General features: G+C 71.8%; 14 protein-coding genes. 7 read left to right on the forward strand and 7 right to left on the reverse strand.

What is annotated here, in order from left to right:
* Window positions 1-394: 394 nt before the first annotated feature.
* Complete coding sequence (locus ACFPL3_RS06535) at window positions 395-1540, reverse strand: DegT/DnrJ/EryC1/StrS family aminotransferase (RefSeq protein WP_343947023.1); 1146 nt, start codon at window positions 1538-1540, stop codon at window positions 395-397.
* Window positions 1541-1778: 238 nt separating this feature from the next.
* On the opposite strand from ACFPL3_RS06535, the gene ACFPL3_RS06540 reads away from it, so the two are divergent.
* Window positions 1779-3170 (forward strand): hypothetical protein, encoded by a 1392-nt coding sequence (locus tag ACFPL3_RS06540; RefSeq protein ID WP_343947024.1) that lies wholly within the window; start codon window positions 1779-1781, stop codon window positions 3168-3170.
* Here ACFPL3_RS06540 and ACFPL3_RS06545 read toward each other — a convergent pair.
* Together ACFPL3_RS06545 and ACFPL3_RS06550 are read right to left on the reverse strand one after the other, a co-directional pair.
* Window positions 3157-3930, reverse strand: a complete 774-nt coding sequence (locus tag ACFPL3_RS06545; protein WP_343947025.1) for a hypothetical protein — start codon at window positions 3928-3930, stop codon at window positions 3157-3159. The two genes, ACFPL3_RS06540 and ACFPL3_RS06545, sit on opposite strands and share 14 nt — an antisense overlap.
* 8 nt (window positions 3931-3938) lie before the next feature.
* Entirely contained in the window at window positions 3939-5174 is a 1236-nt protein-coding gene (locus ACFPL3_RS06550; RefSeq protein WP_343947026.1) for an O-antigen ligase family protein, read from the reverse strand.
* Between the two features lie 200 nt (window positions 5175-5374).
* On the opposite strand from ACFPL3_RS06550, the gene ACFPL3_RS06555 reads away from it, so the two are divergent.
* From ACFPL3_RS06555 to ACFPL3_RS06570, 4 genes are read left to right on the forward strand one after another with little or no spacing between them, the layout of a single operon-like run.
* Window positions 5375-6847 carry a tyrosine-protein kinase domain-containing protein gene (locus tag ACFPL3_RS06555; RefSeq protein WP_343947027.1) on the forward strand — a complete coding sequence of 491 codons (1473 nt, stop codon included), beginning with the start codon at window positions 5375-5377 and terminating at the stop codon, window positions 6845-6847.
* Entirely contained in the window at window positions 6844-7602 is a 759-nt protein-coding gene (locus ACFPL3_RS06560) for a polysaccharide deacetylase family protein (protein WP_343947028.1), read from the forward strand. The genes ACFPL3_RS06555 and ACFPL3_RS06560 overlap by 4 nt, the downstream gene beginning before the upstream one ends.
* Window positions 7599-8714, forward strand: coding sequence for a glycosyltransferase family 2 protein (locus tag ACFPL3_RS06565; protein WP_343947029.1), 1116 nt, complete (start codon window positions 7599-7601; stop codon window positions 8712-8714). The genes ACFPL3_RS06560 and ACFPL3_RS06565 overlap by 4 nt, the downstream gene beginning before the upstream one ends.
* Window positions 8654-9436, forward strand: a complete 783-nt coding sequence (locus ACFPL3_RS06570; protein WP_343947030.1) for a ChbG/HpnK family deacetylase — start codon at window positions 8654-8656, stop codon at window positions 9434-9436. The genes ACFPL3_RS06565 and ACFPL3_RS06570 overlap by 61 nt, the downstream gene beginning before the upstream one ends.
* Here the strand turns inward: ACFPL3_RS06570 and ACFPL3_RS06575 are convergent.
* Together ACFPL3_RS06575 and ACFPL3_RS06580 are read right to left on the reverse strand one after the other, a co-directional pair.
* Window positions 9402-10718: a lipopolysaccharide biosynthesis protein gene (locus tag ACFPL3_RS06575; RefSeq protein ID WP_343947031.1), complete on the reverse strand. Its 1317-nt coding sequence runs from the start codon at window positions 10716-10718 to the stop codon at window positions 9402-9404. The genes ACFPL3_RS06570 and ACFPL3_RS06575 overlap by 35 nt on opposite strands.
* A 42-nt stretch (window positions 10719-10760) precedes the next feature.
* Entirely contained in the window at window positions 10761-11888 is a 1128-nt protein-coding gene (locus ACFPL3_RS06580; RefSeq protein WP_343947032.1) for a glycosyltransferase family 4 protein, read from the reverse strand.
* Between the two features lie 391 nt (window positions 11889-12279).
* Here ACFPL3_RS06580 and ACFPL3_RS06585 point away from each other — a divergent pair, with 391 nt between their 5' ends.
* Window positions 12280-13305: a GNAT family N-acetyltransferase gene (locus tag ACFPL3_RS06585; RefSeq protein WP_379588536.1), complete on the forward strand. Its 1026-nt coding sequence runs from the start codon at window positions 12280-12282 to the stop codon at window positions 13303-13305.
* Window positions 13306-13602: 297 nt separating this feature from the next.
* Window positions 13603-15123 (forward strand): PIG-L family deacetylase, encoded by a 1521-nt coding sequence (locus ACFPL3_RS06590; RefSeq protein ID WP_343947034.1) that lies wholly within the window; start codon window positions 13603-13605, stop codon window positions 15121-15123.
* A gap of 38 nt (window positions 15124-15161) precedes the next feature.
* Here ACFPL3_RS06590 and ACFPL3_RS06595 read toward each other — a convergent pair whose 3' ends face one another.
* Window positions 15162-16004, reverse strand: a complete 843-nt coding sequence (locus ACFPL3_RS06595) for a hypothetical protein (RefSeq protein WP_343947035.1) — start codon at window positions 16002-16004, stop codon at window positions 15162-15164.
* 153 nt (window positions 16005-16157) lie between these two features.
* The gene (locus tag ACFPL3_RS06600; RefSeq protein WP_343947036.1) at window positions 16158-17540 is read right to left on the reverse strand and encodes a sugar transferase; all 1383 of its coding nucleotides are present in this window, start codon (window positions 17538-17540) and stop codon (window positions 16158-16160) included.
* Window positions 17541-17799: the final 259 nt, after the last annotated feature.

The following is a 17799-nucleotide window of genomic DNA, read 5'->3' on the forward strand; positions in this document are numbered from 1 at the left end:
GAACAGGTTAGGGCGACGCCATCGTTACCCCAATCCCGCCGGCTGCCCTCCCTACCATGGATGCGATATCGCGTGGCCCCGCCACAGCGTTTCCGAGCCGCACTGCTGTTCACTCGTTCGCTGGCCGGGATCGGTGGCGTCCGCCATGCGTGGGAAGGCGAGCGCACAACGAGGCGGAACGCCACAAAAAAGACCTTGTAATCCGGATCACAGACGCGCACACGGGCCAGATCGACCACTCGGTCGGTCGAGCGCGCATCACCCTGCTGCCGTCTCGGACGTGCACCCCGGGCGGTTCACGGCCGATCGTGTGGGTACGTTCGAGGTACGCCGGAACTACCAATCCGCTAGGCCCACCCGCGCAATGATTCGCGGGTGCGTTCTCAGCGGTTTCTCAGCGTGCCACGCGAAGTGCTCGGCGCAGCGCGGACACGACCCGCTCGACGTCGGGAGTGTCCAACGCCGGGTGTAGGGGCAGCGTCAACTCGCGCTCGCCGAACCGCTCGGTGTTCGGGAGGCGGACGTCTCCGAACGAGCGGCGGTAGTACTCGAAGCGGTGGATGGCGGGGAAGTGCACGCTCGTCTGCACGCCCGCAGCGCGCATCTCGGCTACGACCCGCGGACGGTCGCATCCCTCCGGCAGCAGCACCGGCATGATGTGCGCGGACGTCCGGTGCCCCGGGTCGAACGGCACGACGATCTCGGGCGTCGCACGGCCCAGCTCTGCGCGGTAGCGGGCCGCGAGCTCGCGGCGGGTGCGGTTCCAACCGGCCAGCCGTTCCACCTGGACGATCCCCAGCGCGCCGCGCAGTTCGTCCATCCTCCAGTTGTGGCCGCACTCGACCACGTCGTAGCCGACGGCCCGGCCATGCGCGCGGTCGAGGGTGTGCGCCGTCATGCCGTGGGTCCGCAGCAGCCGAGCACGCCTGCGCCGCTCGGGGTCGCGCAGGACGACCATCCCGCCTTCGGCGGTGGTCATGTTCTTGTTGGTGAAGAAGCTGAAGGCCGCCGCATCGCTGACGGTGCCGGCGCCCGCCAGGCCCGCCACGTGGGCGGCGTCCTCGAAGAGCAGAAGGCCGTGGTCGTCGGCGAGCGCACGCCATGCGGCGAGATCCATCGCGTACCCGCCGTAGTGCATGATCATGATCGCTCGGGTGCGGTCGGTGACGCGGCGGCGGGCGTCACAGATCGACATGTGCGGCCGGTCGACCGCCTCGACGTCGACGAACACCGGCGTGGCGCCTGCGTGGACGACGACCGACGCGGTCGCCACGAAGCTCATCGACGGGACGAGGACCTCCGCGCCCGGGCCGATGTCGAAGGCGGCGAGGCTCAACTGCAGCGCCGCGGTGCCCGAGTTGACGGCCACCGCGTCCTCGACCTCGTGCAGACCCGCGAAGGCCTGTTCGAACCTCCGCACCCGGTCCCCCATCGTGAGCCACCGGTCGTCGATGACCTCGGCCAGCGCACGTTTCTCCGGCTCGCCCAGCATCGGGGCGGCGAGCTCGATGACCGCCGACGCCGGCGTCACGCGGGACACCCGCGCTCGTCGATCCGCGCTCGGGCCGTGCGCCCCTCGCTCACCCTCACGTCCACACCCCGCGTCCCGGCTGACCGGCGGTGGATCCGACACGGTCCCCGTGCCGCTCCCACGTTCCCGCGACACCGCGAAACCCACTCGGGTGCCGGTGTTGCGGGTTGGTGTCGCCGTTTGAACAGCAGACTCGCGCGCGCTACAACGGAAGTTACCACCGCACCGCACGGCGGGAGGAGCCCTCGTGGGCGAGGCGCAGACGACGACAGGTCGTGGGCAGCTGCGGTCCACCCGCCCGCCTGCACCGAAGCTGCGCCCGCGCGTGGTCGCCGGTCTCGTCGGGATGATCGCGGTCCTGGGCATCGCCAGCGCCCTGGTCGTGACGGGAGACGAGTCCGCTCCCCCGCCGCCCACCGCACCGGCGTTGACCAACCGGCAGATCCCGGTCGGGCTGTGGGACGTGGCCAACACGCCGATCAGGGACGGGGATGACCTGTTCGCGATCCGTTTCGTGCTGGACGAGCCGACGCCGGTGTACCGCTTCATCTCGGGGTTCAACCTCGAGGGGGTCTACACCGACGAGACCGGCGCTCCCGCACCGGAGCTGATCCGGACGAGCGTGGAGGACAAACGCGAGGACGACGACGAGGCGAACCCGCCTCCCCCGGAGGACCTGCCGCCGGGGTGGACGACGGGCGACGGGCGACCGGGCTACGCGCACGGCGACGGCGGGATCATCCGTGCGCGCCTCGTGACCATCGACCCGGATGGAACGCCGGATCTCGGCAACGTGTTGGCCGAGGAGCGCATCAACGCGGTGCAGCGGTACCGGGAGACGCAGGAGGCCTTCGGCGTCGGGGGCGACACCCAGCTGCTCTACTTCACCCTGGATTCGGCCGAACTCGAAGCCGGGCGGCCGTACGCCGTCGTGTACTCCAACGCAGCCGAGGATCCGCTGCAGGACTTCTTCTCGATCAACTCGCCGGTCACCCGCGAATCGGTGGCGGGACCGAACGCGCAGAACAGCCTGGACCCGCAGACGCCGGGAGCCATCGCAGGCCTCGACCCGCGGGAGGCCGTGACGTGGTCCACGGACGGCGGGGACGAGTGGCTGTGGGGCTGGCGCGTGGGCGAGGGCGACCTGTACGGCAACTACACGGCCTCCCGCACCGACGATGCGGGCCCGCCGCTGCCCTGGTACGGCTGGCAGGAGTCGCCGGATGCCCCGCCTGCCTCGAACCAGCCCTACTACGCATACGGCGAGGACGGCAGCTTCACCCTCGTCGCCTCCGACGTCCCGCACGACACCACGCTGACCGAGGCAGGCGGCTACGCCCCGCTGGGCAGCGACGTCGGCGTCGTCACCGTCCGCAACGTCACGACCGGCGAGACCGGCAGCACCGGACCCCTGGGCGAAGGGCTCGTATGGGGCAGCCTGGACAACCCGGTCCGCGTGCGGGTGGGCGACACGTACGAGATCTCCAACACCGGCACCGTGGCGCTGGCGAAAGCCGACGACTTCATCCGCAAGACGTTCCACGTCGGCGAGGGTGACTGGCCCTTCACGACCGAGGACAACGGTGCGGACCGAGCGGAGCTCTTCGCCCTCCCCCACCCGTGGTTCATCCCCTCCTAGCGCCGCCCCGGGTTCCGGTGACCACCCCCGCGAGGTCGAGGACCACGAGGCAGAGGAACGACTGCGCGACGCCGTACTCGAACAGCTCGTCGTCCAGCTGCGTGTACTCGCCCCAGAGGCTGAACGGGTGGAAACCCAGGGTGCCGGACCGGACGCCGACGATGATCCACGCCGCGACCCACACGAGGTAGACGAGCGTGGCGTGCCCGGTGACGACCGGCAGTCGCCGGGTCGTCGCGAGCCGTGCCGGTCCGCCCCTGACCACTACCAGCGCGGGCCACAGCACGAACACGAACAGCGTCAGCAGGAGGAACAGGTTGGCGTAGACGCTGATCGACCCGATGTTGTGCAGGTTCGTCTCGTGCTGCTTGTTGATCTCTACGACGGCGTCCGGTCCCGCGAACCCGAAGATGCGCTGTCCCCAGCTGATCTCCTCACCACCGGACACGACGAAGAACGCGGCGAGCGCACCGTAGGCGAGCACCGATCGGGCCCGGCGCACGACGGGCAGCAGCAGGGCCCCGAGGGCGATCACCGCGGCGAGGAACCACCAGAGGGCGGATGCCGCCTCGACGGGCCCGTCCTCCCGGATGAGCTCCCGATAGGTGCCGGGCGCGGTCAGCGACAGCCCCACCGCGACGACCGCCTGGGCGGCGGCGAGGACCACGAGGACCGTCCCGAGGCGGGAGCCCGGCCCGGCCCGGGTCGCAGACTCCCGGATCACGGCCGGGATCGCGCGCACCACCTGCCAGATCGCCATGACACCTCCTACCGGTCGCGCCCGACGCCGGCGGCGGTGTGCGGGTCCGCTGCCGCCCTGCGCTCCGCGGGGGCCACCGCCCACGCCACCGCCAGCGCCGCCCACGCGTTGCGGTTGTCGTTGACGTCCCCGGACAGCATCGCGTTCAGCGTGAAGAACAGCGCGATCCCGAAGAGCGCGAACGCACGGGCACCGCGCGCTCGGCCCAGCTTCCACAGGCTCGCCCCGATGAAGATCGCCAGGGCGATCGCAGCGATCCACCCGGCCTCGACCGCCGTCTCCAGCACGGCGTTGTGGGCGTACTGGACGTAGTCCGGGTTGTGCCGCGCCCCGGGTAGGAGAACCGTCCAGAAGTCCCCCCAGCCGACCCCCTGGGGCGTTCCACGGATCGTCGCCACGGCTTCGCCCCAGATCGAGAAACGCGACTCGTCGCCCAACTCCTCGCCGCTCAGCGTGCCGCGGATCCGGTTGGCTCCTTCCAGACCGCTGTTCAGGACGAGCCACGTCAGCCCGAGGAGGGCCACCCCGAGCACGAGGAACCGCACCGCCCGGCCGCGGCCGGGCACGAGCACCGCCACCAACACGACGGTGGCCACCACGGCGAGCATCGGACCCCGGGAACCGCTGCCGACGAGGAAGTAGGAGAGGACTGCGGCGCCCAGGCAGAGCAGCGCGCGGTGCCGACGCTGGGTCAGCGCGAGCACGAGCAGCACGACGATCGCGACACCGACCGCGCGGCCGGACGCGATCGTGCCCGCGCCCTGCAGCGCCAGCCGAATGGTCTCGGTGGCACCGGCGGGGAAGAGCACCTCCCCGATCGCCACCAGCGCACCGACGACGACGTGGAGGGCGACGAAGGCCGTCTGTCTGCGTGGCGTGGTCAGCAGGTACAGGGGCGCGAGCGCGGCGACCACCGTGATCGCCAGCTTGTGGGTCTTGTCGATCGAGTAGGGGTTCGCCGAGGCGAGGAGCACCCCCGGGACGAACGCCAGGCCGAGGGCGACGGCGCCCACGGGTAGCCGCATGTGCGCACCCTGAGGGAGAACGGTCGCGAGGACGAATCCCGCGGTCGCGACCAGTGCGAGGAGCGTCAGGTCGACGGGCAGCCACGCCAGCGCCGTGAGCTCCTTGAAGTAGCCGGCGAAGAGCAGGGTGACCAGCGCGGTGGGCGCGAGGACGTCGCGCACCGACCACCGGCCCCGATCCTCGTCGAAGGCGGGTGTGAGCGGTGCGGCTGACGTCACCACGGGTCCTCCGTGCGTCTGCTCCGACGCGCTGATCTCGTTCCCGTCACGCCGCACGTTACGAGACCCGGTGCATCGTGTCGGTCGCGTGTAACGGCGGGCTGATCGGGAACGAGCACTTCACAAGCCTTCGTTGACGGTCCCGTGGCGACGAGGCGGCCGCGGGAGGGCGAGCGGATCTGCACCCCGAGGGGGTGGGAGTGACCCTGCGCGAGTACGTGAACATGGTCCGAACCCACTGGCGACCGCTCCTCGCCGGGCTCCTCGTCGGCCTCATCGGTGCCGTGGCGCTCTACCTCGTCACCCCGGTGGAGTACTCGGCCCGGACGACGGTCTTCGTCTCCGCGCGCGCAGGCCTTGCCGACGCATCATCGGCCTACGAGGGCAACCTCCTGTCCGCGCAGCGGATGACCTCCTACGTCGAGGTCGTCAGGTCCCATCGCATGGCGACCGAGGTCGTCGCCGCCCTCGGGTTGCCGGACCGGCCCACGGACCTCGCACGTCGTGTGTCGGCGACGACGGCGCCCGAGTCGGTCCTGCTGACGATCTCGGTCACCGATCCGTCGCCGACGCGGGCGGCCGACATCGCCAACGCCGTCGCGAACCGGTTCGTCATCTTCGTGACCGACCTCGAGCAACCCGCGGATCCTGCGGTAGCGCCGCCGCTCGGCGCTCGGGTCTTCGAACCGGCGGCTCCGCCCCTGAACCCGGCAACCCCGCCCCCGTGGGTCTACGTCGGGTCCGGGCTGGCCGTCGGCCTTCTGATCGGCGTTCTGGCGGCGGCAGCCCGGCGCACCCTCGACCGCAGGGCGCGATCGGCCGGGGTGGTGGCCGAAGCGCTCTCAGCGCCGGTTCTCGCGAGCGTGCCCGCCGGGCCGACATTCGGGGAGCGGCTCCCCGCCCTACGGGCACAACCGCTCTCGCTGCAGGCCGAGTCCTTCCGTCGGCTTCGGGTGCACCTCCAGTCGCTCGGCGTGGGGGTGCGCCGCCGGATGATCGTCGTGACCAGCCCCACGCCGGATCCCGAGTCGGCGCGGACGAGCTGCGAGCTCGCGGCCGCGATGACCGAGAGCATCGACCGCGTGCTGCTCGTGGAGGCCGACGGGGTTCGGCCACGTCTCGCGGCCTGCCTCGGCCTGCCGACCTCACCCGGGCTGGCCGGGATCGTGACCGGCCAGGCCCACCTGGCCGACGCCGTCCAGCACTGGGAGGACGGCGGGCTCGACGTCCTGCAAATCGGCCCGACCTGGGACGAGCGGACCAGCCTGTTGGCGGCCCGCGCCGTCCCCACCGTGCTCGAGTCCGTCCGCGCGCAGTACGACCTCGTACTGGTCATCGCGCCACCGGTGCTCTCGTTCGCCGACACGGCTCCGCTGGCAGCCCGGTGTGACGCCGCGCTGCTTGTCGTGCGGCACGGCCGGACCACCACCGACGACCTCGAGGCGACAGCCGCCGCCTTCACCGCTACCGGGGCGCACCTGCTCGGGGCGGTCGTGACGCGGGTCCCGGCCCGGACCGCGGCGCGCGGTTGGACCAGCCCTCAGCCGCGGGTGAACGGTGGCGAGCAGCCGCCTCCGTTCACCCCCGCCGCCCCACCGGCCAACGGCAGCCGCGTTCGTCCCAGCCCGCGGCCGCGGTCGCAGCCGCGGCCGTCCGCCCCACCGCCGTCATGACCGGGTCGCGCATCGCCCTCATGCTGCACGACGTGTTGGCGGTCGGGCAGGACCCGGACGACAGCGGCTTTCCGGGTGCCGCGGCGGCGCACTACAAGATCGGCCAGCGGCTCCTGGACGAGCTCGCCGCCCACCCGATGGCCCGCTGCGCCGAGCTCACGTTCGACGACGGCGGGGTGAACGCGGTGCGGGTGGTCGCCCCCATCCTCGAGCGGCACGGGCTGCGCGGAACGTTCCTCGTCACGACCTCGAAGATCGGCGAGCCCGGCTTCCTCGACACCGGCGACATCGAGCGGCTGGCCCAGCACGGCCACCTAGTCGGGTCGCACTCGCACAGCCACCCGGAGCGCATGCCCGACCTCCCCCGCGAGTCCGCGCTCGCGGAGTGGCGCACGAGCGCGGAGATCCTCGAGCGGATCGTCGGGCACCCGGTCACCATCGGCTCGGTTCCGAACGGGTTCGCCGACGATGTGGTCGTCGAGACGGCCGCCGCCGCGGGTATCCGCGTGCTCTACACCTCCGTGCCGACCGCGCGGCGACGCCGCCACGCAGGCGTGGAGCTCGTCGGCCGATTTGCCGTGCTCCGCACCCACGACCGCGACCGGGTCACCGCTCTGCTGGCCGGGCGCTGGGCGCCGCGCGCCCGCCAGCAGGTCCGCTGGTACGGGCTCGCCGTCCCGAAACGCATCCTCGGCCCGGCATACCCCGCCGTCCACGCCCGGATCCACCGGGTGCTCGCGAGGGGGTCCCGGTGATCGAGGCAGGTGGCCGGAGTCCGCGTCTCCCGCGGGTATCGGTCGTCCTCCCCATCCGCAACGAGATCTCCTTCATCGGGCGGTGCCTCCGGTCGGTGCTCGACCAGGACTACCCCGCCGACCGGATGGAGATCCTGGTCGTCGACGGCATGTCGACCGACGGCACCAGGACCGTGGTGCAGGCGCTCCTGCGGCGGCGCCCCGCAGGCGCGCCGCCCGCCGTGCGGGTGCTCGACAACCCCGCGAAGATCGTCCCGGCCGCGATGAACGTGGCACTGGGCGACGCCACCGGGGAGGTGATCGTCCGGGTCGACGGGCACGCCGTGCTCGAGCCCGACTACGTCCGCCGGTGCGTCGTGGTCCTGCGCGCGACGGGCAGCGCGTGCGTCGGCGGCATCGTCGAGACGGTCGGGACCGGAGCCCTGGGCCGGGCCATCGCCGCGGCTCAGAGCTCGCGCTTCGGCGTCGGCGGCGTCGCCTTCCGGACCGGGCGCCGCCTGCCGGGCGCGGTCGACACCGTCGCCTTCGGCGCGTACCCGCGGGCCGTCCTCACCGACATCGGGGGCTACGACGAGGAGCTGGCCTGCAACGAGGACGACGAGCTCAACTTCCGGCTGCAGCAGGCCGGGGGGCGGATCTGGTACGACCCCTCGATCCGCGCCCGGTACTTCAGCCGGGCCACCCTCGGCCGTCTCTGGCGCCAGTACTACCGGTACGGGTTGTACAAGGTGCTGGTCGCGCAGAAGCGCGGGGGCTTCGCCTCGCCCCGCCACCTGGTCCCCGCTGTGTTCGTGGCCGCCGCGGCCGCCTCGGGCCTCGTCGCGGTGGCCCGCCGAGACGCCCGCTGGACGCTGCCGGTGCTGGCTCCCTACGCCTCGGCGCTCGTCGCCGCGAGCCACCGGTCGGCGCAGCGAACGGGGACGCGTCCCGCGCTGGTCGGCGCCGCGTTCGTGGTCCTGCACGTCGCGTACGGCTGCGGGTTCCTGGCGGGGCTCGAGCGCTGGCGTCGGCCACCGCACACCGACGAGGACGGCACCCCGAGGACCGATCCATGCCACATCGAACGCCTCCCACGCAGCTCGCCGTCGTCAACGCCGACGACTTCGGGATGAACGACGCGGTCAACGCCGGGATCGTCGAGGCGTTCCGCCGGGGCCTGGTCAGCAGCGCGTCGCTGATGGCCACCATGCCCGGGTTCGGCGCCGCGGTCGAGATGGCGCACGAGGCGGGGCTCACCGACCGGCTCGGCGTGCACCTCAACCTGACGGAGGGCGCCACGCTCACGACACCGCTACGCTCCTGCCCGCGGTTCTGCGCCCCCGACGGCACCTTCGTCTGGCGGCACCGAGGCATCTGGGCCCTCGACGGCACCGAGGCCCACGCGATCGCGGTGGAGTGGCGCGCACAGATCGCGGCATTGCTCGCGCAGGGTGTCCGGCCGTCGCACGTGGACTCCCACCACCACGTGCACACCGCGTGGCCGCTGGGCACGATCGCGCTCACCCTCGCCCGCGAGCACTCGATCCCGGCCGTGCGACTCACGCGCAACTGCGGGCCGGCCCCAGCCGCGGTGGTCCGGCTCTACAAGGCGGCGTACAACGCGCGGTTGCGCCGCGCGGGGGTGGCGGCCGTGTCGCGCTTCGGCTCGGCGTTGGACGTGCGCTCGGCCGTCGGCGCCACGAACGGGCCGGTCGAGGTGATGACCCACCCGCAGCTCGACGCCGCGGGCGAGCTCATCGACCGTCCACTCGGCCGGCTCGACGAGACGCTCGGCGCCGTGCTCGGGAGGATCACGATGGTCAGTCATCGGGAGCTCGCCTCGAATCGCGCCTGAGCCCCTCACCGGACGGCCGCTTCCGATCCGCCGCGACGGCCGCGCGCACGCAGAGCAGGTAGAGCAGCAGGTAGCAGGCGGCGGCGCAGAGCGACAGCACGAGCACGGCGGTCGTGATCGAGGCGCCCGCCACGGCGCAGACCGCAGGGCCGCCGACGGTCAGCAGGAGCCGCGTCGTGTCCCACGCCAGCTGACGGCCCTGGTGCTCCAGGATGAGCAGCGTCTGCGACACCGGCGCGACGGCGAACTGCGCGAAGTAGCCGAGGCAGAGCAACTGGGCGTATTGGCCCGCCTCCCGCCACTCGGAGCCGAAGACCGTCGCGAAGAGCGCCGGGCCGAACCCGACGAGCACGATCGTCGGTATCACCCCGATCCCCATCAGCCGCAGGACCGTGCCCCTGACCCAGCCCGCGAGGGACCCGTCCTCGTTGCGCACCCTCGCGCCCGCCTCACCCGTGAACACGCCCATGACCGCTTCGCCGAGGAACGACGCCGGCGCCCCGACGACCCTGATCGTGAGGCCGAGGAGTCCGGCCGCCACATCGCCGTACGCGGCGGCGATGACGAGGATCGGAGCCTGGAGCCCCGCACTGTTGATCAACGCAGCCCAGGAGGCCACCAGGGGGAAGCGCTTGTACCTCACCACGACCGCGCGGACCCGGCGCCACGACGCCGCGGGCCCGCGCAGCACCGCCTCCCGGCCGACGACGAGGCCTGCCGCGCTCAGCAACCGGCCCGCCGCCATCCCGACCAGCAGGCCCAACGGCCGCACACCGGCCAGCCCGAGGCCGAGCTGCGTGCCGACCTGGCTCGCGCCCTGCACGACGTTGCGCCTGCCGAGGGCCGGGTAGCGGCGCTGGCGGACCAGCCATCCGGAGTAGACGTCGTTGATCCCGAGCGCGAAGACGGTCACCGCGACGAGCCACCAGTAGCCGTCCAGCGCGGGCGCTCCGATCCGCTCGGTGAGCCACCCCCCGGCCGCCCACCCCATGCCGACGATCACCAGCGCCGTACCCACCGCGAAGGCGATCCCGGCCCACGCCATGGCCGAGGCGTCGCGTTCGTCGCCGGGCAACGGGATCGCGTAGTTCAGGCGGCCGGTCGCCACCACGCCGAGGATCGACACGATCGCGGAGAAGACGGCCCACAGGCCGAAATCGGTGGTGTCGAAGATCCTGGTCAGCAGCGGCGTCGACAGCACGATGAGGCCCTGGCCGAGGAAGCTGCCGGCCAGGATGGAGAGGATCCCGCTGAGGATCCGCGTGGGGCGTGGCAGACGCACAGCCGGCCTCAGCTCGTCTCCGCGTTGACCGCGGTGCCGCCGTCACCCGCCATTCCGCACGCCCGCTCCCAGTCGTCGCACGAGGTCCACGTACGGCCCGACCTCGCGCTCGGCGTTGAGCCGGTCGGCCACGAGCCTGCGGCCGCGCTCCCCCATCTCTCGTGCGCGGTTCGGGGCGGTGAGGAGCTCCTGCAGCGCATCGGCCGACTCCACCGGATCGCCGGGCCGGACGAGCACGCAGCAGCCCGCGTCGCCGACGAGCCGGCGGATCGGTGGAAGATCGGACACGACGGCGGGCCGCCCCGCGGCGAGGTACTCGAACAGCTTGCGCGGCAGGTTCCGGTGGAACTTGGGCCGGTCCGGGAGCGGGATGAACCCCAGCCTGCTCGCCCTGAGGAGCCCGGGCATCTCGGTGAACGGCTGGTTGTAGCGCAAGGTCATGCGGTCGAGGAGACCGGCTCGGCGGATGCGCTCCTCGAGTGCGGAGCGCTCCTCGTCGCGGTAGTCGCGCGCGACGAGGCACCACCGCGCCGGCACCCCGCGGTCGTGGAGGATCCGGGCCGTCGCGAGCAGCGGATCGAGGTACAGCTGCGGCAACGAGCCGTGGTAGGACACGTCGAACTCCGGCTCGACGTCATCGGCATCGGCACCGCCGAGCATCTCCAGCCAGGGGAAGTTGTAGATCACGATCAGCGGGGTGCCGATCCCGGCGAAGTTGGCCGCGGTGCCCTCGTCGGCGAGGGTGACCGCATCCAGCCGCGCGGCGCACCACGGCTCCACCCTGCCCACGACCCTCGACAGGACCGTGCGGGCCGGGCGCGGCAACCACTCCTTGAGGAGGATGTCAGCCGGGTAGTCCTCGTTCGAGTCGTACAGCACCGGCACGCGGGCGAACGTGCGGAGCAGGACCGCCCAGGGCAGCAGGTCGAGGCTCGTCACGTGGACGACCCGGGGGCGCAGGGCGAGCGCCGCGCGGATCACCCTCGGCGCCGACAGGAACCGCGCCAGACGGCCGGGCGACACCTCGACGAACACCACGGGAACCGGCCCCGGCGGGTGCTCGGCGTGGTCGGGCTGGGCGACCATCCGCGCGGGCACGCCCGCTCGGTGCAGCCCGACGGCCATCAGGTGGTAGTGGCGGGGGTGGTAGGGCTGTTGCGTCGTCGCCATGAAGACGACCGGTCGATCGTCCGGTGCTCTGTTCGAACCGTTCATCGTCGAACTCCGCTCCGCTGATCCAGCCCCGCAGGTGGGAATGGCAGCCAGTGCGTCGATCAGGCGACGGCGATTCCTGCGGGGCGAAGACGTGGTTTGTCGAAGATCGTTGTTCGCGCCCCCCGAGCGCCCTCCGAGCGGGCAAGCCTAGTGGAATCCGCCCGTTCCCGGCAGTGGACACGGCCGGGTCGACGTGGTGTGGTGAGCGGTGGGCCCTGGGACTCGGGCCCCGAGGTCGACCGCCGAACAGCCACCCCGTGGCGGCCGCGCCAGACGCCCGTTCCGGCCCTCCGCGCCGGCGATCGACGAATTGCGATCATCGGTATCACCGGGAGGCGCATTGCAGATGCTGACCTTCGAGCTCATCCGTCCAGATCGGGCGGAGATCGACCGAATGGACGCATTTCCCGACCGGGTGCTCTTCCAGAGCCCGGTGTGGCTGGATTTCCTCGCGAGGACCCAGCGCGGCACGCCCGTCGTCGCCAGGGTCCATGCTGACGGCGAGCACGTCGGGTACTTCACCGGCCTCGTTGTACGACGCTTCGGCGTTCGGATCCTCGGCAGCCCGCTCCCGGGCTGGACCACCGAGTACATGGGCTTCAACCTCGCGCCTGGGGTCGACCGGCGCGCGGCTGCCACCGCTCTCGCCGACTTCGCGTTCGGCCCGTTGCGATGCCACCACCTCGAGCTCAAGGACCGCGAACTGACGACTGACCTCACCGGGCTCGGGTTCGCGAGCAGCCCGACGCTGACGTTCGTCGTCGATCTCAGCGGCGAGGAGGGCGACGTCTTCGGGCGCATGTCCAGCCCATGCAGGCGAGCGGTGCGGAAGGCGGTCAAGAACCGGGTCACGGTCGAGGAGACCACCGACCTCGGCTTCGCCCACGAGTACTACGGCCAGCTCCGGCAGGTCTTCGCCCGGCAGGGGTTGGTCCCGACCTACCCCGTCGAGCGGGTGCGCGAGCTGATCCGCTGCCTCGCGCCCGAAGGGCGGATCCTGTGCCTGCGCGCGATCGCCCCGGACGGGCGCTGCATCGCCACGGCGATCTTCCCCGCAGACCACGGCGCCGCCTATTTCTGGGGCGGCGCCAGCTTGCGGAACGACCAGATCCTCCGGCCGAACGAGTTGCTGTTCTGGCACGCGATGCGGTACTGGCGCCAACGGGGCACGGGGTTGATGGACCTCGGCGGGGGCGGCGACTACAAGCGCAGGTACGGAGCGCACGAGCTGTGGATCCCCGCCTACCGGCGCTCGCGCTACGCGCTCCTACCTGTCCTGCGCGAGGCCGCGCGGAGCGTCGTCAAGAAGCGTCAGCGACTCCTGGGAAGCCGAGCTGGCGAGCTCATCCGACCTTCCGGATCCCTCAGGTGAGGAACAGCAGGCCGACAGCCATCACGACGAACAACACCGCGAGCATCCCGATGAAGACGACGTCGAGGGCCGTCACGCTGCGATCCCGGGGTCGGACCCGGCGGTGCTCCATGGCTGCTCCCGTGCAGACTGCCGTTCGCGACTGTGATCTGCGTTACACGACCATGCCCTACCCTCGCCTCGACTGCAACTGGCGCGCGAACGGGACGGGCGAGCCGCCCACCCCGGTAACGCCGCACCCGCCGGCGCCGAGCCTGGTCACACGCCGCGCGGCCGATGCATGACGAGGGGGACGACGTGGCCGACGACTCCCGGACCGGGCAGACCGAGGATCGGCGCCGCGTCGTGTTCGTCGGCGGGCTCGACGACGGGCGGCGCACAGTCGAGGTCCTGCTCGCCCACCCGCGGGTGGACCTCGTCGGCGCCTTCGTGCTCGACGACGCCGCAGGCGCGGGCGTCTCCGGGTTCCGCACGTTCGACGACCTGGTCCGCCCTCCCGTGCTGCGCACGATCAGCCGCATCCGCGACCACGTCGACGAGATCCGGAACCTGCACCCGGACGTGGTGTTCGTCGTCGGGTTCTCGCAGATCATCCCGCGGGCGCTGCTGGAGGTCCCCCCGCTGGGCGTCATCGGCTTCCACTCCGCGGTACTTCCGGGCAGGCGGGGGTGCTCGCCGCTGATCTGGGCGGTGGTCGACGGGCTCACCGAGACCGGCGTGACGATGTTCTACATGGACGCCGGTATCGACACCGGCGACGTCATCGGCACCCGCAGCTTCCCGCTCGAGCCCGAGGACTACGCCGCGGACGTCCTCCGCAAGGCCGACGACGCCACGATCGACCTGCTCGAGGCGCACCTCGACGGCGTCCTCGACGGCACCGCCCCTCGCACCGAGCAAGACGGAGCGGCGAGCACGTACACGCGCAAGCGCACGCCTGCGGACGGCGAGATCGACTGGTCCCGTCCCGCACAGGAGATCGTCAACCTGGTACGCGCGCTCGCTCCGCCCTACCCCGGGGCGCACACCTTCGGCGGCGACGGGGTCCCGATCCTCATCGAGCGGGCCAGGGCCGCGCCGGAGCTCGCGCTTCCCCGGCCCCGGCCGCTCCCCGGTGACCCGATGCGCAGGCGCGTCCTCTGCGTCGTCGCCCACCCGGACGACGAGGTGCTCGGCGTCGGCGGCACGCTCGCGCTGCACGCCGAGGCGGGCGGCGACGTCACCGTGCTGATCATGAGTGAGGGCGAGCAGGAGAAGCTGGAGAGCACTCCGCGCTGCCAGACGCGCCGGGAATGCGCGGTGGAGGCGGCCAGGAGGCTGGGCGTCGGCGAGGTCGTGTTCCACGACTTCCCCGACCAGCGGTTGGACGGTGTCCCCTTCATCCAGCTGATCAAGGCTGTGGAGGCTGCGCTCACCACGTATCGGCCGACGGCCGTTTACACCCACCACAACGGCGACGCCAACACCGACCACCAGGTCGTGTTCAAGGCCGTCTACGCGGCGTGCAGGCCGATGACGCCGCTCGGGGCCGCGGTGGAACGCTTCCTCACGTTCGAGACGCCGTCGTCCACCGACCAGGCACCCCAGATCAGCGGCTACGTGTTCAACCCGACGACGTTCGTCGACGTCGAGCCGGTCTGGGACCGCAAGCTGAAGGCGCTCGAGTGCTATCCGACCGAGATGATCGGCGGACGGCACCCTCGCAGCTTCGACTACATCGAGGCGCTCGCGCGCGTGCGCGGCGGGCACTCCGGCTACCTGTTCGCCGAGGCATTCGTCCCGATCCGCGAGCGCGTCGGCGGGCGCACGTCCCTCTGAGAGGGCCGGGAGGCGCGCGACCGGGGTCGCCCCGGCACTCACCCGACCTTGAACGTGCCGATCATGCCGATCGCCGCGTGGGGTGGGCCGGCTCCCTCCGCCGGCGGCGTCGATCCCTGCGGGACGAGGCACGCGACCCCGTACTGGCCCGGGATGAGGGGCATGAACTCCGTCTCGGCGTCACCCGGATCTGTGTTGATCAACCCGACTCGGGTGAGCACCACGTCCTTCTGCTCCTCCGGCAGCAGCACGAGCTCCTGGAAGGGCTGCGGAACGCCCTCGTTGACCCGGTACACGTCGAACTGGTGGGACTCCGCGCCCTGGTTGGAGACGGTGAACGCGACGGTGCTCGCCGGGAGCGTCGGCGGGATGCCCTCGAACCGGTAATCGATGGCGGTCACCCGGACCTGCTGGAACCCGCATTCGGAGATCATGAACGTGCGGAGCCTGCCCGTCGCCGTAGTGGACTCGGGGGTGTCGAGGGGCGCTTCGTCGTTGGTGGCCACCGCGTACCGCGCCTGCCGCGCGATCGTCGCCAGATCCTTCTGCAGGGCGGGAGGAACCGACGCCTCTATCGATCTGAGCGGCGGCTCCAGCCGCGCCTCGAACTCCTTGTACGCCGTCGCCACCTGCTCGGGCGGCCCCGGCGGGTCGGAGACGTCGGGCCCGTCGTCCACCACCTGCACGAGGTCGACCGCAGCCGTGCAGAACTGGGCCGTCTCCGCGGGAACCGGCTGCCCGGGCGGTGCGGTGGGCTCGTCCGGCCGCACCTGGCCGGCCCCCCCTGCCCCACACGCCGCCGCGACCACGGCCAGCAGGAGGAATGACGCCGAGGCGGCCCCTCGTCGGGGTGCCGCGTGGGTCTCGGTTCTCGCAACCATCGCGGTTCCTCGGTTCGAGGACAAGGAATCGCCCAGTATCGGCCTCTGCTCCCCGACGCGCATCGGCTGAATGCCCGTGGATTCCGGGCCGCCTGCACCGTGCCGGGGTGCGAGGCTGAAGCCCATCGCGCAGCTCGTCGTGCGCGGCAGGTCTCACAACAGGAGGTGCTTCACCGTCCTGGCGAGGATCCGGAAGTCCCCGCGCAACGTCCAGGTCCTGACGTACCGGAGCTCGATGGCGAGCTTCTCCGGCAGGAGCTCGTTCAGGTAGTAGGACTCGATGTCGGCGGGGTCGGCGCGCTCGATGTACGCCTCCTCGTCGCCGAACCTGAGGAACGCGAGGCTGATCAGGCCGGGTCGCACGGCCAGCACCTTCCGCTGCTCCGCCGAGTAGAGGGCGGCGTAACGCGGATCCTCGGGGCGGGGCCCGACGAGGCTCATCTCACCCCTGAGCACGTTGACGAGCTGTGGCAGTTCGTTCAGCTTGGTCATCCGCAGCCAGCGGCCGAACGGTGTGATGCGCGGGTCGCCCGCTCGCGTGAGGCGCGGGCCGCCCTCGCCGGGAACCATGGTCGTGAACTTGAACATCGTGAAGATCTCGCCGCCCAGCCCGACGCGCTTCGCCCGATACAGGACCTCACCGCCGGTGACCACGAGCACCAGCGGGATGACGACGAAGGCCGGCAGGAGGACGACCAGTGCGGTGAGGGACAGCGTGACGTCCACGAAGCGCTTGGCCCTGCTCTCGACCGGGGCGGGGCGGGGGGGCACCGCGCGGCCGCCGTCCGCGGCCGAGCCCGCCTGCGACGGGATCAGCAGCGCGGCGGGCACGGGCCGGAGCGACTCGGCCAGCGGCGCGACCACCTTCACCTCGAGGCCGACGTCGGCGGCGGCGCGCGACAACTCGTGGATCGCGGCGCCGTCGACGTGGTGGCCCGTGATCGCCAGGAGAACGGCCCTGGTGCGGGCGGCCACCTCGGCGATGTCCGCGCTCGTGCCGTGCACCCCCACACCCGACACCCGCAGCCCCCGCCGCTGCGGATCGTCGTCGAGGAACGCGACCGGCAGGTAGCGGGCCTCCGGGTCGGTGAGCATCGACCAGGACAGCTGCTGGCCCCCGATCCCCGCACCAAAAATGATCACTCGTTGCGCTGTGCTGTGATCGGGCAGCGACCGGCGGGCGCGGTGCAACCCGACCCCGATGCGCGAACCGACCGCGATCAGGAGCATGATCGGGGTGCCGATGATCGCCACGGATCGCGGGATCCACTCGGCGATCGACACGACGTTCGCCACGAACACCACGAAACCGCTGAGCGCGATCGACGCCGCCGTGTCGACGATGTTCTCGATGCTCCCGATGCAGTGTCGACCGCGGTAGACCTGCAGGGCCACCCCGATGAGCACCTGGGCGACGACGGCGACGGCGATCAGCTGGGCGATCCCGAACGCGTCCTCGGCGTCGAGTTCGAACTCGTACCGGAGGCCGAGCGCCGTGAACAGCGCGACCGCCCACGCGGCGGCATCCCAGGCCACGAGGAGCAGGCGACGGACGCGCCAGCCCGTGGAGCCCCGGTGCCGCCCGTTCCCGCCGGGCTCGCGCGGGACCGCCGCTCGGCCCCGAGCGGGCCGAGCGGCCACTCCCCCCGTCCCCCGCGCACCCCTCCGCGGTTCAGCCGGCTCCCCCATGAGACCTCACATCGTCGACTTCGGTCCCCCCACTCCCTTACGATCACCCGAGGGAATGTTACACATCTCACATCATGCAGACCTACCTTTCGGTGCGCACCGGTGA

The organism is Pseudonocardia zijingensis (assembly GCF_042657305.1).
GTDB classification, from domain to species: Bacteria; Actinomycetota; Actinomycetes; order Mycobacteriales; family Pseudonocardiaceae; genus Pseudonocardia; species Pseudonocardia zijingensis.

Excerpts from the sequence above, each read along its gene's own strand:
- ACFPL3_RS06545 (WP_343947025.1), bottom strand. The coding sequence starts at position 3,930 with ATGGCGATCTGGCAGGTGGTGCGCGCGATCCCGGCCGTGATCCGGGAG.
- ACFPL3_RS06560 (WP_343947028.1), top strand. The coding sequence starts at position 6,844 with ATGACCGGGTCGCGCATCGCCCTCATGCTGCACGACGTGTTGGCGGTC.
- ACFPL3_RS06570 (WP_343947030.1), top strand. The coding sequence starts at position 8,654 with ATGCCACATCGAACGCCTCCCACGCAGCTCGCCGTCGTCAACGCCGAC.
- ACFPL3_RS06580 (WP_343947032.1), bottom strand. The coding sequence starts at position 11,888 with ATGGCGACGACGCAACAGCCCTACCACCCCCGCCACTACCACCTGATG.
- ACFPL3_RS06585 (WP_379588536.1), top strand. The coding sequence starts at position 12,280 with ATGCTGACCTTCGAGCTCATCCGTCCAGATCGGGCGGAGATCGACCGA.
- ACFPL3_RS06595 (WP_343947035.1), bottom strand. The coding sequence starts at position 16,004 with ATGGTTGCGAGAACCGAGACCCACGCGGCACCCCGACGAGGGGCCGCC.